The organism is Cupriavidus sp. D39 (assembly GCF_026627925.1).
GTDB classification, from domain to species: domain Bacteria; phylum Pseudomonadota; class Gammaproteobacteria; order Burkholderiales; family Burkholderiaceae; genus Cupriavidus; species Cupriavidus ulmosensis.
The window spans coordinates 1,506,133-1,529,439 of the sequence record NZ_JAPNLE010000009.1 but is presented as its reverse complement, the minus strand read 5'-3'; the positions used below and the strand labels follow the sequence as shown (position 1 = coordinate 1,529,439).

19 protein-coding genes and 6 pseudogenes are annotated in these 23,307 nt (G+C 59.8%); 9 read left to right on the top strand and 16 right to left on the bottom strand.

Annotated elements, in window-relative coordinates; translation table 11 throughout:
- Positions 1 to 123 precede the first annotated feature (123 nt).
- Both OMK73_RS19020 and OMK73_RS19015 read right to left on the bottom strand, forming a co-directional pair.
- A complete protein-coding gene (locus tag OMK73_RS19020) occupies positions 124 to 495 on the bottom strand; it encodes a hypothetical protein (protein WP_267603495.1) in 372 nt (123 codons plus the stop codon).
- A gap of 114 nt (positions 496 to 609) precedes the next feature.
- A complete protein-coding gene (locus OMK73_RS19015) occupies positions 610 to 1,251 on the bottom strand; it encodes a hypothetical protein (protein WP_267603494.1) in 642 nt (213 codons plus the stop codon).
- Between the two features lie 347 nt (positions 1,252 to 1,598).
- On the opposite strand from OMK73_RS19015, the gene OMK73_RS19010 reads away from it, so the two are divergent.
- Positions 1,599 to 2,339, top strand: a complete 741-nt coding sequence (locus OMK73_RS19010) for a hypothetical protein (protein WP_267606434.1) — start codon at positions 1,599 to 1,601, stop codon at positions 2,337 to 2,339.
- Positions 2,340 to 2,649: 310 nt separating this feature from the next.
- Here the strand turns inward: OMK73_RS19010 and OMK73_RS19005 are convergent, their stop codons facing one another.
- From OMK73_RS19005 to OMK73_RS18990, 5 genes are read right to left on the bottom strand one after another with little or no spacing between them, the layout of a single operon-like run.
- Positions 2,650 to 3,846: an acetyl-CoA C-acyltransferase gene (locus OMK73_RS19005; RefSeq protein ID WP_267603493.1), complete on the bottom strand. Its 1,197-nt coding sequence runs from the start codon at positions 3,844 to 3,846 to the stop codon at positions 2,650 to 2,652.
- An 18-nt stretch (positions 3,847 to 3,864) separates the two neighbouring features.
- Positions 3,865 to 4,623: an SDR family NAD(P)-dependent oxidoreductase gene (locus tag OMK73_RS19000; protein ID WP_267603492.1), complete on the bottom strand. Its 759-nt coding sequence runs from the start codon at positions 4,621 to 4,623 to the stop codon at positions 3,865 to 3,867.
- Positions 4,624 to 4,640: 17 nt separating this feature from the next.
- Positions 4,641 to 5,477 carry an MFS transporter gene (locus OMK73_RS39305; RefSeq protein ID WP_420715656.1) on the bottom strand — a complete coding sequence of 279 codons (837 nt, stop codon included), beginning with the start codon at positions 5,475 to 5,477 and terminating at the stop codon, positions 4,641 to 4,643.
- A 38-nt stretch (positions 5,478 to 5,515) separates the two neighbouring features.
- Positions 5,516 to 6,007: an MFS transporter gene (locus OMK73_RS39300; RefSeq protein ID WP_420715549.1), complete on the bottom strand. Its 492-nt coding sequence runs from the start codon at positions 6,005 to 6,007 to the stop codon at positions 5,516 to 5,518.
- A 56-nt stretch (positions 6,008 to 6,063) separates the two neighbouring features.
- Positions 6,064 to 6,786: a nitroreductase gene (locus OMK73_RS18990; protein ID WP_267603491.1), complete on the bottom strand. Its 723-nt coding sequence runs from the start codon at positions 6,784 to 6,786 to the stop codon at positions 6,064 to 6,066.
- A 246-nt stretch (positions 6,787 to 7,032) separates the two neighbouring features.
- On the opposite strand from OMK73_RS18990, the pseudogene OMK73_RS18985 reads away from it, so the two are divergent.
- The 3 genes and pseudogenes from OMK73_RS18985 to OMK73_RS18975 all read left to right on the top strand — a co-directional run bounded on the left by OMK73_RS18985 (position 7,033) and on the right by OMK73_RS18975 (position 10,754).
- Positions 7,033 to 8,687 (top strand): annotated as a pseudogene (locus tag OMK73_RS18985) (AMP-binding protein).
- A 628-nt stretch (positions 8,688 to 9,315) separates the two neighbouring features.
- On the top strand, positions 9,316 to 10,209 hold the full coding sequence (locus tag OMK73_RS18980; RefSeq protein ID WP_267603490.1) for a tannase/feruloyl esterase family alpha/beta hydrolase: 894 nt from the start codon (positions 9,316 to 9,318) through the stop codon (positions 10,207 to 10,209).
- Positions 10,210 to 10,220: 11 nt separating this feature from the next.
- A complete protein-coding gene (locus OMK73_RS18975) occupies positions 10,221 to 10,754 on the top strand; it encodes a tannase/feruloyl esterase family alpha/beta hydrolase (protein WP_267603489.1) in 534 nt (177 codons plus the stop codon).
- A 230-nt stretch (positions 10,755 to 10,984) separates the two neighbouring features.
- Here the strand turns inward: OMK73_RS18975 and OMK73_RS18970 are convergent, their stop codons facing one another.
- Complete coding sequence (locus tag OMK73_RS18970) at positions 10,985 to 12,313, bottom strand: IS4 family transposase (RefSeq protein ID WP_267603488.1); 1,329 nt, start codon at positions 12,311 to 12,313, stop codon at positions 10,985 to 10,987.
- 105 nt (positions 12,314 to 12,418) lie between these two features.
- Positions 12,419 to 13,075 (bottom strand): TetR/AcrR family transcriptional regulator, encoded by a 657-nt coding sequence (locus OMK73_RS18965; protein WP_267603487.1) that lies wholly within the window; start codon positions 13,073 to 13,075, stop codon positions 12,419 to 12,421.
- Positions 13,076 to 13,398: 323 nt separating this feature from the next.
- Here OMK73_RS18965 and OMK73_RS18960 point away from each other — a divergent pair, with 323 nt between their 5' ends.
- The 4 genes and pseudogenes from OMK73_RS18960 (at position 13,399) to OMK73_RS18945 (ending at position 15,365) form a co-directional block, all read left to right on the top strand.
- On the top strand, positions 13,399 to 14,214 hold the full coding sequence (locus OMK73_RS18960) for a Crp/Fnr family transcriptional regulator (RefSeq protein WP_420715548.1): 816 nt from the start codon (positions 13,399 to 13,401) through the stop codon (positions 14,212 to 14,214).
- Between the two features lie 37 nt (positions 14,215 to 14,251).
- A pseudogene (locus tag OMK73_RS18955) lies at positions 14,252 to 14,578 on the top strand (MFS transporter); the annotation flags it as partial.
- 77 nt (positions 14,579 to 14,655) lie between these two features.
- Positions 14,656 to 15,198 carry a Crp/Fnr family transcriptional regulator gene (locus tag OMK73_RS18950; protein ID WP_267603486.1) on the top strand — a complete coding sequence of 181 codons (543 nt, stop codon included), beginning with the start codon at positions 14,656 to 14,658 and terminating at the stop codon, positions 15,196 to 15,198.
- 23 nt (positions 15,199 to 15,221) lie between these two features.
- Complete coding sequence (locus tag OMK73_RS18945; RefSeq protein WP_267603485.1) at positions 15,222 to 15,365, top strand: hypothetical protein; 144 nt, start codon at positions 15,222 to 15,224, stop codon at positions 15,363 to 15,365.
- On the opposite strand, the gene OMK73_RS18940 is transcribed toward OMK73_RS18945, so the two are convergent.
- The 4 genes from OMK73_RS18940 to OMK73_RS18925 form a co-directional block, all read right to left on the bottom strand.
- A complete protein-coding gene (locus tag OMK73_RS18940) occupies positions 15,344 to 15,991 on the bottom strand; it encodes a DsbA family protein (protein ID WP_267603484.1) in 648 nt (215 codons plus the stop codon). The two genes, OMK73_RS18945 and OMK73_RS18940, sit on opposite strands and share 22 nt — an antisense overlap.
- Before the next feature lie 2 nt (positions 15,992 to 15,993).
- Positions 15,994 to 16,674: a glutathione S-transferase N-terminal domain-containing protein gene (locus tag OMK73_RS18935; RefSeq protein ID WP_267603483.1), complete on the bottom strand. Its 681-nt coding sequence runs from the start codon at positions 16,672 to 16,674 to the stop codon at positions 15,994 to 15,996.
- 10 nt (positions 16,675 to 16,684) lie between these two features.
- Positions 16,685 to 17,458, bottom strand: a complete 774-nt coding sequence (locus OMK73_RS18930) for an enoyl-CoA hydratase/isomerase family protein (RefSeq protein ID WP_267603482.1) — start codon at positions 17,456 to 17,458, stop codon at positions 16,685 to 16,687.
- Positions 17,459 to 17,647: 189 nt separating this feature from the next.
- Positions 17,648 to 18,085, bottom strand: a complete 438-nt coding sequence (locus OMK73_RS18925) for a hypothetical protein (RefSeq protein ID WP_267603481.1) — start codon at positions 18,083 to 18,085, stop codon at positions 17,648 to 17,650.
- Positions 18,086 to 18,119: 34 nt separating this feature from the next.
- Here OMK73_RS18925 and OMK73_RS18920 point away from each other — a divergent pair.
- Positions 18,120 to 18,482: pseudogene (locus tag OMK73_RS18920) on the top strand (Lrp/AsnC family transcriptional regulator); the annotation flags it as partial.
- 105 nt (positions 18,483 to 18,587) lie between these two features.
- On the opposite strand, the pseudogene OMK73_RS18915 reads toward OMK73_RS18920, so the two are convergent.
- From OMK73_RS18915 to OMK73_RS18905, 3 pseudogenes are all read right to left on the bottom strand, one after another.
- Positions 18,588 to 18,956: pseudogene (locus OMK73_RS18915) on the bottom strand (3-methyl-2-oxobutanoate hydroxymethyltransferase); the annotation flags it as partial.
- A 230-nt stretch (positions 18,957 to 19,186) separates the two neighbouring features.
- A pseudogene (locus tag OMK73_RS18910) lies at positions 19,187 to 20,049 on the bottom strand (c-type cytochrome).
- Between the two features lie 182 nt (positions 20,050 to 20,231).
- Positions 20,232 to 22,959: pseudogene (locus tag OMK73_RS18905) on the bottom strand (UPF0182 family protein).
- Positions 22,960 to 23,307 lie beyond the last annotated feature (348 nt).

The following is a 23,307-nucleotide window of genomic DNA, read 5'->3' as shown; positions in this document are numbered from 1 at the left end:
AACCGCCCCTTAGCCGGGGCGGTTTTTCTTTGTAATCAACATTAATAAAATGCGGTCCGGACCGTTGCAACCGCGCCACCCTCGGGTCACGCCTGCATCACATGCCTCTCGGAACCCCGAACCTTAGCGCCGATACGGATAGGGGTGATGGTAGGCATACCAGTCGCGGCGGCCCCACCAGCGGCGTCCGTCCCAATAGCGCTCACCGTGCCACCCGATCACCACCGCAGGCGCCACCACCACCGGCGGCCCATACCCGGGAGGCGGCCCATAAACCGGAGCCGGCGCGGGATAGGCCACGGGCGGCGGGGGCGCAGGATAGGCCGGCGCCTGGTAAACGGGCGCCGGATACACGGGTGCCGGATAGGCCGGTGCTACCACCACCGGCGCAGGCACGCCGATATTCAGGTCCACATCGACGCGTGCCAATGCGCTCTGGGAGGCCGCCAGGGCGAATGCTCCCAGGCCCAGCGCGTAGAAGTAACCATGCTTCATGTCGATCCTCGTCTTGCAGTAGCAATAAGCTGACTCTAGCCAAGCCGCCGCGCTGCCGGGGATTACAACTGTAACGATATTTCACGGCGTGCCGGGCGCCAGGGGCATCAAGCATCAGGCAGAGCGCTCGTTCCTGAGGCGATACAGGGGCATCAGCTCCCTCACGCAAGCGTCCGACGCCGATTTGCTTTCCACCTTGATCGCGCGGGCCACGGCATCCTTGATCCGGCCCAGCCCACCTTGCTCAAGGAAGGCTTTCAATGCGGCGTTCTCCATGAACCGGTTGAATTCCAGCAGGTCGGCACCCGTAATGCCAGCCTCGGTCACTTCCTTGCCGGATAGCGCCGCGTCCTTGGTCTTGCGCCCGACCGGCGAGCCAAGCAAGCGCGCAAGCCGCATCGCCAGTCCGGCATCCTGGATCTCGGGCGCCACGGCAGGCCGCACTGCCGCCTCGACCACTTCGGGCGAGAGCTTCGCGCGGGCGCATTGCGTGTAGCGCTCTTTGGGGATGGGCCCGATGTTCGCCGGCAGCCTGGCAAAGGCCTGGTCCAGGCCAGCCGCAAGGATCGCGCCGATGTCAAACGCCCGGATCAGCGCCGTGACGGCTTCATCGTAAGTCGGGGGGAACAGCTGGGGTGGCTCTGTCGCGCGCTCTTCGATGCTTAGCGTGGGCTGCTCGGCCAGGGGCCCCGCCCAACCCTCGTGGCTGTGGCCGAGTGCCAGCGCCAGTGCGACTGCCAGAAGTATCGCCGGCAAGCTCGCCGGCTTCCCGGGTGGTATTCGGGCCGCAACGCCATGTGGAACCTTGCCAAGGGAAACGGCAAGCCCTGGGTGAGCGCATCGGGGACATTCGATCATGTTTTGCGCCGGCTCGTCTGGGTATCTCCTGCGGATTATGCCGGGATTCTGCGCGTTCAGTCCGCCCGTGCCACGCCGCAAAGCGCCATCAGGCCGCAGGTCCGGGCGCGCGTGGTGCGGAAAGCGTCGCGTCCGAGATGAACGGAGAAAGCACTTCGCTCTACCGCACGGGCATAGACGCCCAAAAGTGGCCGACGCGCTACGATCCGCTACATTACCGAGGCAGCCGCATTACACTGGTCCAGATGAGCCACCGCCCTCAACAACATCAAGTACGAGACTTCCTCACTTCCTATTTCTGGAGTGGCGACGCCATCCGCAGTCGAAGCGTGAGTGACATCGTGCTATCAGGCACGGTCGACGTGCCGGTGCCCCCTGCACGTCTGCTTGCGGACTGGGCAAGGGAGACATCGTCCCGCTTGGTCCTGGAACCCGGGGATGTCGAGGCAATGCCTTTGGCGCGAGCGCGAGCGCGCTGGCCGGACTACACGCGCTGCGTGCAGGCGGTGTCCGATTGGGCGTGCGCGCTTGGACTGCCTGGGGTGCTCGCCTCCAGTGACGTAGCCCTGATGGCCTGCCGCGGCGCGAAGTACCACCATGACGGTGCGCAATATGGCGGTGCGGCCTTTTGCAATCTATTCCTGAGCGAGGACAGGGGGCAGGACTTGCATTTTCCCTCTTTGGGTCATCGAATCCCCCTGACCCGGGGTACGGTTGTGATATTCGATACTTGCCAGCCTCATGGCGTAATTCAACGCCGCAGCAGCGGTTTTAGTGTGGCCGACTTCCCGCCCGACCAAGATTGCACCCAACTATTCCTGACCTGGGAGCTTCCCATTGAAGATGCCCATGTTGGGCACGCACTTAAGGTTGCCTTCGACATCGCCCCTTCGATCTCATTGCAACTGAATGAAGAGCAAGTCTGGCTGAACGGTGCAAGGGCCAGTGTGTGCCCAGAGTCTGGTCGGTGGTGCCGGGCCGACTAATCGTCAGGGTCACACCGCGGTTTTGCCCTGACAGGGTGGACAGGCTCGTGTTCGGCGCGATAGGCGCGCGCAGCGAGCGCCGTTGTGGCTAACGGGAACGATTTCAGGCTTCGTAATCAAGCCCGTGACGCAGCGACGCAAAGTAAGGCTCCATTTCCAACGCTTGGCCGAACGACCGTTTCGGACGCAGTAGACGTCGGAACTCGTCCTGGCAAGCGACCGGAACCGGCCATTCGGCCTTTGGCGTCTCCCCACGCACCTTCAGGAAGGCAGGCGCCGGCGAGCTGGATCAATCCTTTGCTGTCCATCGTCACAGCAATTCGACCGCCGTCGCAGTCGCTTCACCGCCCCCAATGCAGAGGCTCGCGACACCGCGGCTCTTTCCAGCCTTTCGCAACGCGCCCAAGAGCGTCACCAGAATTCGCGCGCCGGATGCTCCGATGGGATGCCCAAGTGCGCATGCGCCGCCATGGATATTGACCTTTTCTGAATCCAGTCCCAGATCGTGTACTGCCACCATCGCAACCAACGCGAAGGCTTCGTTGATTTCCCACAGATCGACGTCTGATGCTAGCCATCCGAGCTTGTCCAGCAGCTTGCCAATTGCCCCTACCGGCGCGCTCGTGAAGGTCGCGGGGCTCTGCGCGTGGGTGGAATGACCCACAATGCGCGCGAGAGGCCTTACGCCCAATCTGTGGGCTACGGACTCTCGCGTCAGCATGAGTGCCGCAGCACCGTCAGAAATGGAGCTCGAGTTTGCCGCTGTCACGGTCCCTTTGGTTCGAAACGCTGGCCTCAAGGTCCTAATCTTATCCACGGCAGCTTTCAGCGGCTGCTCATCATGCAGGACTGTTTGCGATCCTGAATAACTATCTATGATGACCGGCGTCGTTTCCCAAGCAAAGTCACCGCGCTTGATTGCCTCCTGCGCACGAAGCGTTGAGGAGATAGCCCATTCGTCTTGCGCCTCGCGTGAGAATCTATAGCTTTCAGCGCAATCTTCGGCAAACGTTCCCATCAGCCGACCACGTGTGTCCGCACTGTAGTGATCTTCTAAGCCATCGAAGAACATATGGTCCAGCAATGAGCCATGACCGAGCCTGTAACCCTTTCGTGCCTTTGGAAGCAGGTAGGGTGCGTTGGTCATGGACTCCATCCCACCGGCGACGATGAGATCGTGCCCGCGCCCGGACAACAAGTCGTGCGCCAGCATCACTGACTTCATGCCCGACCCGCAGACCTTACTGATGGTCGTGCAGGCCACCGACTGAGGAAGTCCCGCCTGGAAGCAGGCTTGTCGCGCGGGGGCCTGACCGACGCCTGCAGGCAACACGCACCCCATTAGTAACTCCTGAATATCCGCCGGATTCACGTTAGCCCTCTCGACGGCAGCACGAATGGCGATGCCGCCTAGCTCCGGAGCTGTGAATCTCGACAATTCCCCTTGAAACCCGCCGATTGGTGTGCGTGCCGCCGATAGAATGACGATCGGATCGTTAGTGCTCATACGTGGTCTCCTTGACAATCATTTCGCAGCCATTCGTATTGCTCCATCGAGCCGAATGAGCTCCCCATTCAGGTAACCGTTGCCAATCACATGTTCGACGAGGCTGGCAAATTCGGTCGCTCTACCAAGGCGAGGAGGGAAGGGAACTGATCGCCCCAGCGCTTCCTGCACTTCCGATGGCATGGTTAGCAGCATCGGGGTTTCCATAATTCCCGGAGCGATCGTCATAACGCGGATACCTGACCTCGCCAACTCCCGAGACAAAGGTAGCGTCATGGACGCGACCGCTCCCTTCGATGCCGCATATGCTGCCTGGCCGACCTGGCCATCAAAGGCCGCAACCGATGCAGTGTTCACAATTACGCCGCGTTCACCAGTGCAATCAGGGTCTTGCCGCTGCATGATTTCGGCGGCAAGGCGAACCATGTTGAAAGTTCCGCCCAAGTTGATGCTCACGGTGCGCAGAAAGGACTCCATGGAATGGACACCCTCCTTGCCAACGACTTTTCGGGCAGGTGCTACACCGGCGCAATTGATCAGGCCGCGAAGAGTACCTAACGCCGTGGCTGCAGAAAATACCTCCTTTGCGTCTTCTTCGCTCCTGACGTCAGCTCGGACAAAGATCCAACCTGTCTCGGAGGCGACGGCAGTGCCTGCGACTGCATCGAGGTCAACGATCACTACCTTCCCACCCTGATGAGCGAGCATCCTGGCCGTGGCCGCACCGAGACCCGATCCTCCGCCGGTGACTACGAATACGTTGCTTTCAATCTGCATCGGTTGATGTCCAATGGTTACTGGTTCAATTCTGTGCGGGCAGGAACCGCAGCATGTGCCCGCGCTTCCTGATGAATGGATGCGCAAAGACGATGGTCGACCATCATGACTGCGATGGTTCCGAGTACACCTGCGAACGCGATCGCAAGGAAGTTCTGTTCGAGCGGCAATTGCATTGCAACGAGTGTTCCGATCAGAACCGGCGCGACAATCGCACCGAGACGACCGATACCAGAAGCAAAGCCCACTCCGGTAGAGCGGATGGCAGCGGGGTAGAACTCGCTAGCGTAAGCGTAGGCAAGAAGTTGAGTGCCGAGGGTGGAGGCGCCGACGACGAAGACCACAATGAACAGAAGCTCCGTCGATTTCGTGTAGCCCATGAGAGCTAGCGATACTGCACCGACTGCATAAAAGGCGACGAGGACGTACTTGATGTTGAACTTGTCGCCTAGCCATCCGCCGCCAATTGCTCCGACGACAGCGCCGATGTTGAATACCAACACGAAGGTGAGAGCGGAACCCAGGCTATAGCCCGCCATGGCCATCAGCTTCGTGAGCCACGAACTGAGTGAGTACACCATGAACAGGCCCATAAAGAACGCAATCCAGATCATGAGGGTGCTGGCGCCACGCCCCTCCTGGAACAACCGTGCTACCGGGGTGCTGGTAAGCATTGCGTCCTTCGGCATCACAAAATTGTGTCGAACGCTCACCTTTACCTGGGGAGCGATCTTGCCGATTACCTTGACGAGCTTGTCTGCACGCCTTTTCTGAACTAGAAATGCGAGGGAATCCGGCATGGTCCACAGGATGAAGGGGGTAAGAAGTATCGGAGTTCCGGCGACGAAGAACACCGATTGCCAACCGTGGGCTTCGATCAACTGTTTAGCAGTCAGAGCGACGAGAATCCCCCGATCGAATATCCGGCGAAGACAATGGTCACGAGCCGAGCGCGGATGCTTCTTGGCGCAAACTCACCCATTTGGGCCGTAACGATAGGCAAGACACCACCAATACCAAGTCCCGCAAGGAAGCGGGTGATGCTGAAGGTAACGGGATCATGCGCGAGGCCTGCCGCGGCGGTGAATACGCTGAATAGCGCCACGCAAATGCAAATCGACTTGGGGCGACCGATCTTGTCGGCAAGCGTACCCAGGTAGATCGCCCCGAATATCATGCCAAACAGCGCAGAACTGGCCATGAAGCCGGCCTTCGCTGCGTCGACCCCCATCTGTTTCATGATCGAGGGCAATGCTGCACCCACGACCGCCAGGTCGTAGCCGTCAATAACAAGAATTAGCACGCACCAGAACAAGATCACTGCGTGGAATCGTGAAAATTTGGCGTCTTGTGCGATCTCTTGTACGTCAACTAGGTTATTCATGGTCTCCTCCGTTATCCGACGAATCCGTAGTGGATATCGCTCGCTTTTTGTGTAGTTCAGGTGGTGTGAAAAACAGTGAAAGAGGACGAAGGCTCCCGTTCTGAGACGAGAGAGTTCTCAATGCGCGATTCGTCTGCGAAGCCAAGGCTCATGCCTACGACGAGCATCTCCTCAGGCTTCAGATGCAACTCACGCTCTATGATCTTGTGGTACTTCATGAATGCCGCCTGAGGGCAGGTACTGAGTCCATATGTGCGGGCCATGACCATGATGTTTTGGAGGAACATGCCGTAGTCCAGCAGGCTGCCACGTTCCATGACGCGATCCAGGGTGAAGAAGAGTCCGACCGGCGCGTCGAAGAACTGATAGTTCCTTCCGTGCTGTTCGTGCATTCTTTGCTTGTCTCCCTTCTCGATGCCTAGGAGGCCGTAGAGCTTCCAGCCAAGCGCGCGACGCCGGTCGATGTACGGCGACACCCACTCATCCGGGTAATAGTTCCATTCATCAGAGTGCGTTTTGGATAACGTCGGATCGTTATCGATGTTCCTGATGGCGGCGCATACACGGTCCTTGGCGGGGCCGGTTACCACATGCACCCGCCACGGCTGGATGTTCACGCCGGTTGCCGCGTAGCGGGCCACATCAAGAATGGCGTGGACGATGGCGTCGGGTACCTGGCGCGGAAGATAAGCTCTGACGCTACGTCTTGTTGCGATCGCCCATTCAACTGCCGATCGAAGGGATGCCAACTCATCGGGTGGCGGTCCTGCTCGTTCCATCTCCTACCTCGCTGTCTCATCATGCGGGCTTAGGTGTCCGCTGGATTTCAGAGTAGCAAGCGTGGAAAGAGATCATTGTCACGTAGCCGACAGTCGCTGCAATCCATCGGAAAGCCGTTCTCGGAGAAATCTGAAATGTCTTGCGAAGGACAATCGCCGGGCCGAGCAGGAGTTAGATTGCTGAACGGCTTGGGGAGGGGTCACCCGTCAGAACCGATCACCCATGACCCGACACGGAGACAGATGATGAGCGGAAATATCTACAAACATGGCCTTGACTGCACCCTGCAAACTACCTGCCGCTGACCCCTTTGCAGTTTCTTGATCGATGTGCGGATCAGTATCCCGATTGCACCGCGATCGTCCATGGGACGCTGCGGCAGTCCTGGAGCCGAACGAGGGAGCGTTGCCGACGCTTGGCCAGCGCGCTAGTGAATCGGGGGATAAGGAAGGGGGACACGGTGTCTATCCTCGCCCCGAACACGCCGGCCATGATCGAGGCGCATCATGGTGTCCCGTTGAGCGGCGCGGTGCTCAATGCTATCAATTGCCGCCTGGACGCCGAAGGCGTTCGCTTTATCCTGCGTCACGGGGAATCGAAAGTTCTCTTTGTTGATCGAGAGTTCTCCGCCCTGGCGGCGAAAGCGCTTGAGCAGCTTTACAGCAAGCCACTCGTAATCGACATCGCCGATATTGAGGCGATCGGCGGTGAGGTAATCGGAACAATGGAGTACGAAGCGTTCCTGGCGGAAGGGGATCCGGATTTCGCCGGCGTTTGGCCCACCGACGAATGGGATGCTATCGCCCTTAACTACACTTCCGGCACCACGTCGGATCCGAAGGGCGTGGTTCCCAGCCACAGGGGTGCCTACCTGATGAGCTTGTTGCAACTGACGGATTGGGGTATGCCGCGGAGGCCGGTGTACTTGTGGACGTTGCCTTTGTTTCATGCAAATGGCTGGTGCTTTGCCTGGGCGATTACGGCAGCCGCAGGCACGCATGTGTGCCTACGAAAAGTAACTGCCGCGAATATCTTTGCCGCAATCGAACAGAACCGGGTCGATCACTTCTGCGCTGCGCCCATCGTACTCGCTTCGCTCGCGACATCCGCCGCTACTGAGCGTCGAGCCTTCTCCCATACGGTCCGCGTGCGAACGGCAGGGTCGCCACCGCCCGCGACCGTCTTGAAGTCTGTTCTTGAGATGGGATTTGAAGTCGAACATGTCTACGGCATTACTGAGGCGTCGGGTACCCCAGTCAGTTCCTTCGTGAATCCGGTCTGGCACGACAAGCCTATGGACGAGAGGGCACGGCTGATGGCTCGCCAGGGCAACCGATCCGCAGTTTTGGAGGGGTTGCGCGTGGCGGACCCGGCGACATGTGAGCCCGTTCCATGGGACGGGAGGACGCAAGGCGAGCTTTTGCTAAAGGGCAACGTTGTGATGAAGGGGTATCTGAAGAATCCAGACGCGACCGCGAATGCATTTGCCGGTGGCTGGTTTCATACCGGTGATGTGGCTGTGATGCATCCCGATGGCTATATCCAGATCACGGACCGGTCCAAGGACGTCATTATCTCTGGCGGTGAGAACATCTCTTCCGTGGAGATTGAGGACGTACTCCATCGGCATCCAGCGGTCTTGATCGCGGCCGTAGTAGCACAGCCCGACGCGAAGTGGGGCGAATCACCCTGCGCGTTCATTGAGCTGAAGCCCAACGTCGCTGCCCCGCCGGATGCCGAGATCATTGCGTTCTGTCGCGAGCGGCTTGCCCACTATAAATGTCCGGTCCGCGTTATATACGGGGCGCTCCCGAAGACGGGCACTGGGAAGATCCAGAAGTTCCGGCTGCGAGAGCTCGCCGGGAGCCGCGAAGCTATTACAGAGATTTCCGGCTCGTAACTTAGCCACATGTCTTCCTTCCGGTTATCCATACCCCTACTTTGCCCGCCGCTAGATGTAGCGGCGGGCATTCTCTTAGGCACGCATGTGACCAAAGCCGCGCAACTGCTCGCGTAATCGTCGACCGTCGCTGTTCTGCGACGAGTGTCACAGTGCGGTATCTGCAGTCATTACAGTCCTCGCCTTCCTCTTCTCCCACATAAGAGCTGAGATGTCTCTGAACCGAAGCGCTTCGCCTCGCACCGAGACTTCTTAATCGCGCGAATGTCTCGCACAGGACAGTCCCCGCCCAGTCAGACTCATAGAGTTGGGCATAGCTGGATAGCTGAAAGGTACAGCGGCTCATAGCTGCCATCCAAGAATAGCTTCATAACATTCCAGCCAGAGCCAACGATGGAGACACACAATGCAGAGACAACAGGTACCCCAGTACAGAAGTGGCAGACTTCGGCATGGCAGGGGCGCTTCTTCGCGCCGTGCGGCCGTACTTTTCGGCACGATGTCGGCGCTCGCGATCGCCAGCTCCTTGGCAGCATGCGGTGGCAGCGATTCATCAGACTCAGCCTCCAGTTCGACGCCCCCTCAGACTACGACCCCGACCCCCACCGCAGAAAGCAAATGCCAAGCGATGCTGAATATGCAGTTCGGCGAGGCGACGATTACTAAGGCAACCTTTTCCCAGGCTTCCGGGGCGTTGCCGGAGCGATGTGTCGTCGTTGGACACATGCCGAAGGATCTGAGTTTTGAGCTGAATCTCCCGACGGTCTGGAACCAACGCCAAGTCTTCTCTGGGGGCGGCGGCTTTGATGGGCTGATCCCACCCGACCCGCGTGTGGACATCAGTCCCAATCTTAAGGAACGTGGCTACGTAACGATCGCGAGCAACCATGGACACACCTCCGCGGGAAACGCCACATCGATCGGGGGAATCGATGCCGAGTTCGCGTTGGATCAAGATATGCTGAATGACTACGCCTTCCTCTCCGTACCGCGCGTTATTGGGCCTGCGCGTGCTGTCATGGCCTACGTCTATGGGGAACAAGTGGTCGCGAGTTCGAAATCGATCTACGAAGGTTGTTCGGGCGGCGGCAGGCAGGCGCTACTTCAAGCGCAGCGCAATCCCACACTCTTTGACGGCATCATCGCGAGGGCACCCGCCAACGCGTATATTCCCCAGTTCCTGTACTACCAGAAGAGCTTCAAGCAGCTTGCGCAACCCGGAGCTGCGCTTAGCACTGCAAAGATCAAGACCATTGCCACGGCGGTCTTGAACAAATGTGACAGCCTTGATGGTCTCAAGGACAACATCATCGGGAAGCCGGACGCCTGTCAGTTTGATATCGCTGAACTTCGATGCACTGGCGCCGAAAGCGATTCCTGCTTGAACGACGCGCAGATCGCTTCGGCCAAGTCACTCTACAAGCCAACTGACGTTGCATCGGGGCGGTATACGTGGCCCGGTTTTCCATTTGGAGGGGCGAGGACGGGAGCTTCGGTACGCCAATTTGGGGAAATCCCATAGCCAAGGGCTTGATGGATGGCTTCATCAAGTACATGGTGGCACGTGATGCAACAGTTGACCCGCTCCAACTTGATCCAACAAAGTACACGACCCGTCTCGATGAACTATCGTCCCTCATCGACGCTGTCAATCCGGATCTGAGCCAGTTCAAGGCCAAGGGAGGAAAGCTACTCCTGTGGCATGGGATGGCGGATTGGTTGATCACGCCCAACAACACGATCAACTACTATAACGCGGTCATGACTGCCGCAGGTGGGCAAGCTGCGGCTGACCAGTTCATGGAGTTCTACACGGCGCCTAGTGTCAATCACTGTGCATTGGGCAATGGTGCGGACAACGTAGACCTCGTTGGTCCGATGTTTGATTGGCTCGAGAAGGGAACTCCGCCTTCGGCGAACAGGATCGTTGCGCGAACGCTCTACGCCGCCCCCGGTGCCGCTCGGATCTCGCGTCCGCTTTGCAGGTATCCGCAGTACCCGAAGTACAACGGTACCGGCGACCCAAATGTCGAAAGCAGCTTTAGCTGTACGGATCCGTCTCAATAGGTGCTCATCGCGTATGCCGGGACTACTGACGGACGGTAGTTTCGGCATCGTCATGGGCGTAAGCGACTATTCGCCCCAATTTCACTGGGCCTGAGGAGGACCCCCGGAAGCTTCCTGGACTACTTAATCGACCGATTGTTGTGCTGGTCACGTCCATACGGGGATCTACTGTTCGGAGGCTACTGAGTCGACACGCTGTAGGGGGTTTGGGACATTTCCTTATACAGAAGTCATGACTCTTCCCGCAGTGCTTGAATGGTGAGGGCCGCGTCCATGGTTCGCTGCATACCGATCCAGATCGTCTTAGCGCCGGGCTCGCCATCGCTCTTGCGCCCAAGGAACCCACCCAGGGAAGCAACCAGCCGAATCATCTGATTGAGCGTGACCGGTGTCTTCGGGCGAGCTTTCTTGGCAAGCACGTATGCTCCCCGAATTTCGTCGGCGTCGAAGAACACGGACGCATCCAGATCCGGGCAGGTTCTGCCCAACCGCATCAAGCGGGCAATGCGCCACGCCACCACCATATACAACGCCAAGGCCCGCTCCACACGATCCATGTGCGATAGCTGTAGCGCTTCGACCTTGCAGCCAGTCTTCAGGACATGGAAGAACATCTCAATCTCCCACCTGGCCCGATACCATTCAACCAGCTCGATGACCGCATCGGCATCCTGTGTTTCACGGTTCGTCAACAGCCGCCAAACCACTGGCTTGACGCCTGCGGGCGCTCCGATCTCCCTTGCCTCTACACAGGTGAGCTCCGCGCCGACCAGACCCGGCAGCTTCACACGTTTTGCGCGTAGCTCCTGTTTGACCTCGCGCGCCTTCTGGCCTGCACGCCCCGGCAAGATAAAGGTGATTTCCCCAAGTACCGGGCTGGCTCCGACGCTATCCCACAACTTGCCGCCCTCGGCAAGGTTGCGGTTGTGTTGGCTGCGGATCAGCCAGTCGGCCGGCCGGCCAAGTTCCTGGGCGCGCGCCATCAACTCGGCGATATCACCCTCGCGGTCCGTCACATACACCAGCCGCGTCTGGGGCAATAGCACGGCTTGCTCCGCAACCCGTTCATACCCTTCAATCCAGCGTACGCTTTCCTTGATCCCGCCGCGGTTTCCGTCGGCGTCCTTTGGCTCGCGAGCCCACATCCAGGCATCGATCACCCCAAGCGGTTCACGGTCAGGCGTCACCGCGTAGGTCGGATGCAAAAACATGCCCCGCTGGGCTTCGTAGCTCAGCGGCCCCAGCCCCTCCATTTCCTGCCCATTGAAGTTCAGCTCGGTCGAATCAGCGATGCACAGCACCACCGGAAACTGCGCGGCCCTCGCTGCAGTGCGCTCCCAATGGGGCTGCATCACGTCCCGCCAGTCGATCTGCTCATTGCCGAGAAACCGATACGCCCCAATGGTTTGCGACCAGTCATCGCATGCGCCAGGGATGCTCGCCGTAGGCATGGCCGCAAACCGCTTGAGCAACTCCTTGGCGCGCCGATCCCGCCGCGGATCACCAAGATCCAGACTCTCAAATTCCTCGTCCACCCATGCCCCCGACTCGTTGCCCATTGCAGCCTGAAAATGCAAGAGTAAACGCGAGTCTGGCGAAGTTAACAACCCCTTACGTCGAAATTTCCGCGGCCTCAGGCTCCATGCCCCGCTGCGGGGACGGTCCTACTTCTGTATAAGGAGATGGGTTTGGGAGCCGGAAACTCCTCTCAAGCAAAAAGTGATAATGGCAGATGCATGGGTATTAATCTGCACCACATCAACACTAGCATCATTGGACAGCGGTGTTACTAGTCCTTCGAACAGGCAGCCAACAATGCAATCTGCAGAAGCGGCAGCGTTCTGGTCAGGGAATTCGTCGCTGGCAATGCCCTGCTCGATTATGGTTTTGAAGACTCTCGAGAGCGCGCGATGGTAGACCAGGCGCGTTGCCTCGACATCAGGCTCGACCGGCTCCGCAACCAATGCATGAGCAAGTCGGCGACCTCGCAAGGCACGATTGGCGAAGGTCCATGCCGCCGCCCCTAGTCGTTCGTGGGCTGATCCTTCGCGCATTGCAATTCCGGCAACCACATCCACTTCGCGCTGCGCTGTAACTTTCACGACTTCCATCATCAATTCCGTCTTTGACGGGAAGTATCGGTACAAAGTGCCGATAGCAATTCCTGCGGCCTCGGCAATCGACGACATCTGCGTTTCCCTGAATCCCATTTCAGCGACCAGGGCACGCGCCGCCCTCAGAATCAGGGGATGCTTGTCCGCTCCCCGGCGGCGAATGCGCACACGTGGAGCTGTAAGTAGAAGCTTGGTTTCAGTAGACATAGAATTTCGGGTGCCGGTTAAAGCATCTGACCCTCCTGAGCCTGTTACGTGGAGGATCAATTATGGCATGTGATCGGCGCTGCAGGGCGCTGAGACTCGGCAGTAGGCCAGGGAAACACCTAGGGCGACGAGCTTGACACGGCCCAGGTTGCCCCTTAATCTTAAGTGAATCATGATTTCACTTAAGAGGTGTTCCTTTTGTTGCGCCGCGAAATCGGAACCGTCCTGTTGCCGCGCGCCTGGTTGACTGCTGGGCGCGCAATCTGTGGTGAGTGCCGCATGCCACCGCTTGCAGCCGTCCATCACGATGCATTGCTACGATCATGAATTCTCTAAGTGCCTTCTGTGTCGAGCGGGTGGAGCGGCTGGGGATTGTCCCCGATGGGTCTGCAAGAACGGATAGCCTGGAAGGGGCGATTCTGTGTCGTAGTTCAGCAGGAACAGAGGGCGCGGGGAATTCAAGTTTGATGGATTTCCTTTCCCGCTCGTCATGGTATCCGGAGCTTTCCGGCGAACAAAAGGCACACGTGCAGAACGACTGCTTTGATCGCTCATACCATGCCGGTGCCACCGTCTGCCACCGGGGCGATCCCGCCGACCACTGGCTCGCAGTTGTGAGCGGGATGATCAAAGTTGACACCGCTTCAAGTGCAGGACGCGCTGTTACGTTTGCGGGCGTCCCTGCTGGCTCTTGGTTTGGGGAGGGAGCGGTCTTGAAGGAAGAGCCCCGGCCCTATTCGGTAGTGGCTATTCGGGACAGTCGGCTGGCATTCGTTCCCAGAGCGACATTTTTTTGGCTGCTCGATCATAGCAGTCAGTTCAGCCGATATGTCATAGATCAACTCAATGCGCGCTGCGGCTACTACGTCGGTTTGGTACATAACTTACGGCTACACGAAGCATCAGCGCGAGTAGCATTCTGCTTGGCCGAGATGTTCAACCAGCAACTCTATCCGGTTACTGACAAAATCTTGGCTTTATCCCAAGAGGAATTGGGTCGTCTGTCTGGACTGTCACGGCAGAATACAAATCGCGCACTCCGAGAGATGGTGGGCGCGGGATTGATCACACTGGAGTACGGATCTATACGGATTCTGGACCTTGACGCGCTGCGAAGGTTCGCGCACGTTGGAGATTGAGCGGGGCCTCGCTTCCCCTGCACGAATCGTGCTGGTGGTGTTCTTCGCGCTGGCGGCCGTGTCGATCTCCATGCTCGGTTACAAGGTTCCGACCGCAATGCTGTACTTTCTCGTCGGTATGGCCGGAGCGACCACAATCGGCACGCAGATCCTCGCCTACGCGTATGCCGGTCAGTTCTACCCCATGGCTGTGCGCTCCACCGGAATCGGCTGGGCCTCGGGTGTTGGGCGCAGTGGCGCGATCCTCGCACCCATCGTGATCGGCGCACTGGTCGCCATCGCATTGGTCGACCATCGGCTCTCGGCCTCGGCGCATGACGAGCACGTCAGCGCCGAGATGCCTGAGCCGTCGGCGGTCGGCTAGTCCTGCCGGCCCAATTCATTGAATTACCACTGATGCGCCGGTACACTGATCCGGGAAAATGAACCGTAGTGGTAAAAATGGATACGTGGACATTGGAGCGGGACCAAGCAGTTGGACTGTCAGGGTTTTTGGAAAAGTGGCTGTGGTATTGCGCACTTCCGGCAGAGTTGCGCTCATTGGTGTTGGAATCCGCGCTGGAAAGAACAGCCGCGCCTGGCGAGTACATCGCTCGAGCAGGTGAGCCCTGTACGCACTGGTACGGGCTTATGCATGGTTTTCTGCAAATGTATGTCGTCGGGGCGGACGGTGCCGAGACCACCTTGCATTGCATGCGGGAGGGAGTGTGGGGCGGCGAAGGGTCATTGCTGAAGAAGGAGCTGCGCCAATACGATCTTCGATCCCTCACGCCATCCCACATCTGCCTGATTCCCGTATCGACTTTTGAGACACTACGTCAGTCGTCCATCGAGTTCAACCACTTCCTCTGCAACAACATGAACGAGCGGATGGGCGTGTTTGTGGGAATGTTAGCGGCATCTCGTCTGCTCAGACCCGGGATGCGGGTGGCCAGGGCGTTGCTGATGCTTGCGAGCAACAGGGGGAATACGCGCATGAGCTAACTATTCCGCAGCATGAGCTCGCATTGATTTGCGGGCTGTCCCGGCAGCGAGTGAACATTGCAATCAGCGAGTTAAGGCGGAGCGGGCTTGTGGAGAGCGAGCCTTGTAAGGGATTCTTGCTCGTTCATGTACAGCGCCTGCGCAGTTACATCGTCGAGGCCGGCTGATCTGCTTGCGCTCTGTGTGGCGAGCCCGGGCGGCCCAGGGCGTCAGCAAGCATATCCAGCCTGTCTCCGCCCCAGAACAACTCTCCCTCATAGACGAAGGTAGGGGCGCCAAAGACGCCGAGCTGTTCGGCCCTCGCCAATGCCACCGCCAGGTCGGGTTGCGCGTTGGCTTCCAGGTACTCACGCCAATCTTTTGCTTCCAGGCCCGCCCTGGTAAGGGCCGCCTCAAGCTGCGGTGCCGATTCCAGATCAAATTCCCTGCGCCAGAATGCTGCCAGCAGCGGATCGCAAAATTCCCATAGGCGATTCCTGGACTTGGCGAACAGCAGTGCCTGACTTGCCAGTTCGGCATCCCAGAGTTTCGTTGTGGCGCGGATGGTAAGGCCCTGCCGCCGTGCCAATCGGCGGCAGTCCATGTACAAGTACTTCAACTTCGCGATGTCGCGGCTCGAGCGCTGCTCGAGTTCGCCTCCGTAGGCCGAGCGGAAATCCGTGATATAGGGCCACCATTCAAACGAAACTCCGCTGCGCTGCGCCAACGAGCGCGCAGGCTGCAGGACAAGATAGGAGTACGGGCTGCGCAGGTCGACAAATGCGTCGACCACCTGGAGGTTCCGCTCGGTCATGGCTATGTCGTCTGGAAAAGGTTTCGTTTGGCCTGGTCCGACTTGGTGACGTCGACCCAGAGATCCCTCAGTAGATCCATCGCCCGCCCCACAGCGGGACGACTGCGAACGCGCCCGTACCATGCCTCCACATTTGGAAAATCGTCCAACGAGACGCCCGTCATCTTATGGATGCGGATCCATGGGAAGCAAGCCATGTCTGCGATCGAATACGTAGCGCAGACATACTCCCTTTCTGCCAGACGATTATCCAGTACCTTCAGGAGACGGCGAGTTTCGCCCTGGTATCGCGTGATGCCATAGGGCACGGGGGTCGACGCGTACCGAAAGAAGTGCTGCGCTTGTCCCATCATCGGGCCCAGGCCTCCGACTTGCCAGAATAGCCATTGCAGCATCTCACTGCGTTGCCGCAGATCGGTCGGAAGGAAGCGGCCTTCCTTCTCGGCAAGGTACAGCAGGATAGCCCCGGTCTCGAAGACCGTGATTGGCGCGCCCCCATCCAGCGGCGCGTGATCCACGATTGCAGGAATCTTCCCATTTGGGTTGATTGCTTGGTAGCTTGTCTGGTGCTGAGCGCCGCTGGTGATGTCGATGGGTATGATCCGATAGGGGATTGCCAGTTCCTCCACCACGATGTGCGCCTTGTGTCCATTTGGGGCTGGCCAACTGTAGAGATCGATCATCAGCTTGCTCCTATCGCTTGCGCATGATCTCTTGCCTGCGGAAATCCTGGGCACGCCGGTTGCCTTCGTCGCTCATGCCGGCCGGCAGGTGTTCGTCCAAGGCAACCGTTCGCTCCTCGATCTGTCTCATGACGCTGTCCTGCAAAGCCTTCTTGGACATCGCGTAAGCCGTGTTGCAATCGGGAGTGATGCACCGTGCATAGCTGATTGCTGCGGCGAGCAACTGGTCAGGCTCCACGACCTCGTGGAAGAAGCCGAGCCGCTCCGCCTCTTCGAACTCATACAGCTTGCCGCGCAGCGTGGCCAGTGCCCCAACCTGATCGCCCAGCGTGTACTTGATGATCTCGACGTAGGCCGCCGGCATCGGAATGCCGATGGGTACTTCGTTAAGCCCGAATCGTGCAGGCTTTCGGGCTGCCACCCGAAAATCGCAGTCGAGTGCGGTGATCAAGCCGCCGGCGATGGCGTGGCCGTTCACTGCGGCCACGGTAGGCCTCGGGTACTGGAAGATGCGCAGGTTCGTCTCCCGATAGTTCCGATACCATTGACGGATCTTGTCGTGGTCTCCACTGCCGAAGATGTCGAAGCTGTACTGAAAGTCGATACCGGCTGAGAACACGTCGCCTTGTCCGGTCAGCACGACGGGCAGGTGATTGAACTCGCGTTCGAGTCGGTCAAAGGCCTCGTGCAGGTCGCCGAAGAAGCGGTCGTTCTGGACGTTGACTTTGTTGCTGTTCATGCGCACGAGGGCGCAACCATTTATCTCTTCGATATCCCATGCCATATGATGTCTCCAAAAGATTTGTCATTAAGTTCGGCTGTAGAGGCAGCCTATCAGGCATGCTGCCGGGGCGCTGTCATCGCGATGACAAGGCTTGACGCAAAGGGGAGAGCACTTGCAGGTCGGCCGCCGGCAGCGTGCTGCAGCCAATGCGGGCCGATTCTCCTTGCAGAGGAACAGCGCACCCGCAGGTCACTCCTCGATCGCTCCGCCAATCGACCGCAAATGCTGCCGGAACGTGATGTCCACGCCGGATCGCCGAGCGGCGAGGTACTCGTCGAAACGCGACTGGCTTCGGCAGGTGGTGCCAAGTTGCATTCTTGCCGCTTGATGGCGTTCGGTGTCACGAATGTTGGCTGCCAGTTCGGCAACGTCGCCGGCGCGATCCAGCGGAACAAAGATGACACCATCGTTGTCGGCCAATACAAAATCCTCGGCAGTGACAACGTGCTGGCCACAGGTGGCAGAGGAAAGGGCCAGTGCGTCCTGTTTATCAAGACGCTGCGGCCCCGCGGGCAAGGCGCCGAGGCTGAACACCGGCAGCCGGATGGACCGGAGTTCAGCGGTGTCCCGGTGCAGGCCCCAGATCACGATGCCGGATAGGCCCGCCCGGCTTGCCTCCAGAGTCACCAGATCCCCTACGCAAGCTTCATCTTGCCGGCCGCCCTCGCCATGCCTGCGTCGGGTAAAAATGCTCGAAGAGTCAGGTGTGATCGAGCGTTGCGTCGCGTTGCTTAATCCATCAAAGCTCGGTGTCGGGCTAACCGTCTTCGTTCGCATCTGGTTAACGAGTCAAGACGCGCAAACGATCGACAACTTTACCGCAGAAGTGCCGCGCCTTCCGCAGTTCGTCGAGTGTCATCTAATGGCCGGAGATTGTGATTTCCTGCTTCGCGTTGTTGCTGCCGACCTCGATGCATATCGGAAGTTTCAGGGGGAATACCTGGTACGGATCAAGGGCGTACAGAGTGTCAAAACTGAAATACCGATGCAGAGGATCAAGCTGACATCTGAGCTGCCGCTATGAATGCGGCGGATCATGAAAGCTGGCCTCTCCTGAGTCAGGAGAGGCTAGGCATATCACCCGGATATGGCTCGTGACCACTGCGCTTGGGGTGGTCTGCTGCTCGACCTACCACCCGTGCTGTTCGTTATTCGGAAACGATCTGTCCTTGACGGCCACGACGTAGGATTCGAACGCCGCACGCACGTCGCCTGTATCCTTCATGAAGTTCCGCACGAACTTTGCCATTCGTCCGAGATTGATGCCGAGCATGTCGTGCATGACCAGGACCTGTCCAGCCGTGCCATTCCCGGCTCCGATACCAATGGTGGCGCACGACGTCATCTCGCCGGTGATACTCTCCGCCAGTTGAGCGGGAACCATTTCGAGCACAAGCATCGTCGCGCCGGCTCCCTCAAGCGCGAGCGCGTCGGCGCGCAGGCGGTCGGCCGCATCCTTCTGGCGGCCCTGGACCCTATAACCTCCGAGCGCAGACACAAACGCAGAGACCGACGACGCAATACGAAGATGGGATGCTTCTCCCCGGTCTGACTTAGCAGACTAACAACCAGGGAGATATCACATGGCATCGAAACCATTTACGGCAACCGACAAGCCAGGCTCATGTCCAGCGAAGCGACCAAAAAGGCGGTCAGATACCGAAAGGCAATGTTGCTCGGGTAGCGCAGCAGCAGGTAGACCGCCGCGCGATCAAGGTGCCAAGGGCATCAGGAGCCTGCGGCAGGCGCCGCCACCTTGCGTCCAGCCATGTGGTGCAGATACGCCAGCAAGTCCTTCATATCCGCGTCAGACAGCGTCTTTTCATCGATCGCCGACATGCGCGCGTTGGGCCACCAGCGTAGCCATTGCGGGTCGCGGATCAGCCTGGCCAGCTTGTCGTCGCCCAGGTACTCCACCGCGCTGTGCGGCACATTCAGGTCGGGGCCAAGGTGCGCGTCACCGACCCGGTTGAGGGAGTGGCATGAGAAGCAAACGCGCTGGAACGTCGCGAAGCCGCGCATGACCGCGCCGTCCGCCGGCAGGCCGGGGCGGGCCGGATGGCCGCGAAGCGCTCCGCCGGCGACGCGGTGATGTCGATGCGCACGATGCTGTACGTCCAGAGGCTCTCGTTGATCACGGAAGCGGCGCGGCCCGCCGGCACTGTCCAGATCAGGCGGAACGGCCCGATGTCCTGGCCCTTGAGCGTCGGCCACGGCGCGGCAGGATTTTCCACCGCCAGCCAGGCGCGCGCCTCGTCGACGCTATCCGCCAGCAACAGGCGCATCGGCAGGTGAGAGATATAGCCATCGCTGGCTGCAGTCGTCGCACTCGCGTCGGCGGTCACCGGCATGCCGCGCAGCAGGGCCGTCAAGGGGATCGCCTTGAACGTCAGGCTGCGTTTCAGGTTGTCGTCGTCTACCGTCACGTCGGTCAGGCGGCGGTCTTTCAGCAACCCATCCAGCGTCCAGCTGCGCTGTTGCGTGCCGGCGGCAATGGTGAGCGTCGCCGTGTCCGCGGCGCACGCGGGCCCTGCCAGGAACGCTATTGCGCAGCCAAGCGCGCCAACGGCCATTGCAATCCAGGCTTTCATGGGTCTGTCTCCAAAGCGGGCGAAAAATGTGGGGCAGTCGTTGGCAGTCATTCTAGCCGTTGCGGGCATCCGTCAGCTCGGCCGACGAGTCGCCTCGTTACGGCTCACCGGCTCGCACCCCTGGAATGGCCGAGACGGACTCGGGGCCCCTGCCTGACGGATGAATTGGGGGGCTTCGCTCGTCATTTCCGCGCATCGGAGCGCCCGGCGCCGAGCGCCTCGAGCAGCGGCCGGAGCGCATCGAGCTCCGCGCCAAAGCCGCCCCAGTCACCTGCCTTCAATCGCTCGATGGCGCGGTCATAGTGGGCGAGTGCCTCGCGGGCGCGGCTGTCCGGCGCGCCGCTGGGCGCCGCCGCCACCGGGGCCGTTTCCTTGAAGAGCGCTGCCAGGGCCGCGCCTAAGGTCTCCTCCATCACCACATGGTCGCCATAGGCGGCGATCACCCGTTTCAGCTCGGGCAACTGACCGGACTCCGCGCGCAAGTAGAGCGGCGAGACATAGAGAATCGAGTTGTCGATGGGCACGACCTGGAGGTGGCCGCGGATGACGCGCGAACCCATCTGGTTCCACAGCGAAATCTGCTGCGAGATCTCGGTATTTTGCTGGATGCGCGCCTCGATCTGGAATGGCCCATAGACCAGCTTGTCTTTGGGAAATGCATAGACGACGAGTTTGCCGTAGTCAGGTGGATCGCAACGGGCCGCCAACCACGCAATCATGTTCTCGCGCCGGCTGGGCACCATCGGTAGCATCAGCACGAATTCGGCGCGCGGCTGCGCGGGGAGCCGCACGATCATGTAGTAGGGCGTCATTGGCGCGCCGGGGCCGGTGCTCGCGTCGATGTCGGCTTGTTTGCGCGGAAATTGCCAGAGGTCTTCGCGGTTGTAGAAGACTTCCGGCGTTTCCATGTGGTAAGCGCGGTAGACCTGCGCCTGGATCAGGAACAGGTCTTCGGGGTAGCGGATATGCTGCTGCAGGTCCTGCGGCATCGCGCCCAGCGGCTTGAACAGGCCCGGGAAAATGCGCTGGTACGTCCGCACGATGGGATCGGCAGGATCGCTGATGTAGAAGTCGGCAGTCCCGTTGTACGCATCGATCACCACCTTGACCGCGTTGCGGATGTAATTGTCGCCGTCACCGGTGCCCGGCTGGGAGTATGGGAACCAGCGGCTGGTGGTGTAGGCATCCTGAATCCAGAAAAGCCGCCCGCCGGCCACGACGATGTAGGGGTCATGGTCGAGGCTGAGGAACGGGGCGATCGTGCGCACCCGGTCCTGAATGTTGCGATGGAGCAGGATCCGGCTCGCGGGGGTGATGTAGCTGGTCACCAGGATGTTGGGGTCGTCGAATTGCCAGGCGAAGAGGGCCTGCAGCGCCATGCTGCCGATGGCGATGCCGTCGCGCCCGCGGTAGGTTGTGTAGACGTTCTCATCGCCTTTGGGGTAGTCGAATTCGGGTGCGTTGCCGTTGACGATCACATAGCCCTTGCCGCCTTCCCCAAAGTACAGGCGCGGCTCACTGATGGGCGGGCCGCCGTTGGCGACAGGCGGGATATCCTTCAGGTAAAGCGTAGGCAGGCCTTCCGTGGACTTCTCCGTGACGGGCGACATCACAACGCCATTGCCGTGGGTGAACAGGAGATGCAGGTTCACCCAGGTCTGGGCATTTGCAGGAAGCAGCGACGGCTCCAGTTCCCGCGCGGAGAGCATCACCTGCTGATAACGGGCATCGAGCCGGTAGCGATCGATGTCCGTCGCAAGGAATTTGTAATAGGTCCTGATCTCCTGCAACTGCGCGTAGGTATCCCGCAATGGCTGCAGATCCCACAGGCGGATGTTGTCGATGGTTGGCCGATTGGCCTGCAGCGCGGCGAGATCCAGGTTCTGCTCGGCTGGAAACGGCTTTACCGCGATCTGCGCCAGGCCATAGGCGTCCCGCGTCAGCGCAATGTTGTGGGCGATATAGGGCGTCTCCAGTTGCAATTCGTTCGGCTTGACATAGAAGCGCTGGAACAGCGCCGGATAGATCAGCACGAGTACCAATGCGCTGCCGAACACGATCAGTGCAGAGGCGACCGGAATGCGATAGCCCCGCCAGCGCATATTGGCCCATGAAGCGGCTGCGGCTGCGGCGGCCAGGCCGATCAGCGGCCACAGGACAGGCAGCCCCACATGGACATCGGTATAGCTGGCGCCCACCACCACGCCGTTGTCGCCAAAGAGCAGCAGGAAACGGTCGAGCCAGTACGACCAGGCCTGCAGCAGGAAGAACAAGCCCAGCAGGGCCGAGCCGTGGATGGCGGCCGCGGGAGAAAGCCCGCGCGGTGAGCGCATGCTTGCGATGTCGCCGCGCGTCCCGTACACCACGGCGGCGACCACCGCGGTGCAGCAGAGCAGCAGTAGCAGCCAGTTCCTGAGCGCCAGATAGGCGGGCAGCGAGAAGAGGTAGAAGCCGATGTCCTTGCCAAAAATCGGATCGGCCTTGCCGAAGGGTACTTGGTTGAAGTAGCGAAGCGCGATATCCCAGTCCGGGACTTCGCCGGTGGCGATGAGCAGGCCAAGGAGGACGGCAACACCGGCGATGGCCGCAGGCCAGGGAGGTGCGGCGCGACTTCGCCGACCAGTTCGCTCAGGACCTCCGCCTTCCAGGAGCCAGGGGGCTCGCATAGCGGTGCGCCAGCAATCCCGACACCCCTATCGCGACCGCCGACGCAGCGAAGACGGCGACGAACAGCAGCACCTTGGTGACAAGGATCGTCCAGAAGACGTTGACGTAGCCGACGGAGGAAAACCACAGCCAGTCAACCAGCATGCCGGTGAGGCGGCCGACGATGACCAGGCCGATGACGCCAACCGCAACCCTGGCGGCAATGCGCCTCAGGTGCGTGCCGGATATCCCTGGCGAGCGCATCGATCATGCTCCTTTGCCGGACCGTCATCCGTGGCTTGCTGCAGCGCGAAACGTGGCCGTCGGGCATGGATCCGTGTTGCACCGGCCCGGATAATCAATTGTAGGTGGGGAATCAGCCGGCAGCACGCTCACCGGCATGCCAAGGCGCGGAGGAGACCGCCCGCGGCCAAGTCCATGAAGCACCACGGCGGCAGAGGTGAGATTTACGGGTTGTTTATGCCTGGCTAATACTTTTCTATGCCATTTGCATGGGCGAGTTCTTAATCTGGAGGCTTGCAATTTGGTGAGGCCGCGGATTCCTTCGTCTCGAATCGCTCTACTGGTCAATGGCTGAAAGAGCGCCTTGCC

Excerpts from the sequence above, each read along its gene's own strand:
- OMK73_RS19020 (WP_267603495.1), bottom strand. The coding sequence starts at position 495 with ATGAAGCATGGTTACTTCTACGCGCTGGGCCTGGGAGCATTCGCCCTG.
- OMK73_RS19010 (WP_267606434.1), top strand. The coding sequence starts at position 1,599 with ATGAGCCACCGCCCTCAACAACATCAAGTACGAGACTTCCTCACTTCC.
- OMK73_RS19005 (WP_267603493.1), bottom strand. The coding sequence starts at position 3,846 with ATGAGCACTAACGATCCGATCGTCATTCTATCGGCGGCACGCACACCA.
- OMK73_RS19000 (WP_267603492.1), bottom strand. The coding sequence starts at position 4,623 with ATGCAGATTGAAAGCAACGTATTCGTAGTCACCGGCGGAGGATCGGGT.
- OMK73_RS39300 (WP_420715549.1), bottom strand. The coding sequence starts at position 6,007 with ATGAATAACCTAGTTGACGTACAAGAGATCGCACAAGACGCCAAATTT.
- OMK73_RS18990 (WP_267603491.1), bottom strand. The coding sequence starts at position 6,786 with ATGGAACGAGCAGGACCGCCACCCGATGAGTTGGCATCCCTTCGATCG.
- OMK73_RS18980 (WP_267603490.1), top strand. The coding sequence starts at position 9,316 with ATGCTGAATATGCAGTTCGGCGAGGCGACGATTACTAAGGCAACCTTT.
- OMK73_RS18975 (WP_267603489.1), top strand. The coding sequence starts at position 10,221 with ATGGATGGCTTCATCAAGTACATGGTGGCACGTGATGCAACAGTTGAC.
- OMK73_RS18970 (WP_267603488.1), bottom strand. The coding sequence starts at position 12,313 with ATGGGCAACGAGTCGGGGGCATGGGTGGACGAGGAATTTGAGAGTCTG.
- OMK73_RS18965 (WP_267603487.1), bottom strand. The coding sequence starts at position 13,075 with ATGTCTACTGAAACCAAGCTTCTACTTACAGCTCCACGTGTGCGCATT.
- OMK73_RS18960 (WP_420715548.1), top strand. The coding sequence starts at position 13,399 with ATGAATTCTCTAAGTGCCTTCTGTGTCGAGCGGGTGGAGCGGCTGGGG.
- OMK73_RS18950 (WP_267603486.1), top strand. The coding sequence starts at position 14,656 with ATGGATACGTGGACATTGGAGCGGGACCAAGCAGTTGGACTGTCAGGG.
- OMK73_RS18940 (WP_267603484.1), bottom strand. The coding sequence starts at position 15,991 with ATGACCGAGCGGAACCTCCAGGTGGTCGACGCATTTGTCGACCTGCGC.
- OMK73_RS18935 (WP_267603483.1), bottom strand. The coding sequence starts at position 16,674 with ATGATCGATCTCTACAGTTGGCCAGCCCCAAATGGACACAAGGCGCAC.
- OMK73_RS18930 (WP_267603482.1), bottom strand. The coding sequence starts at position 17,458 with ATGGCATGGGATATCGAAGAGATAAATGGTTGCGCCCTCGTGCGCATG.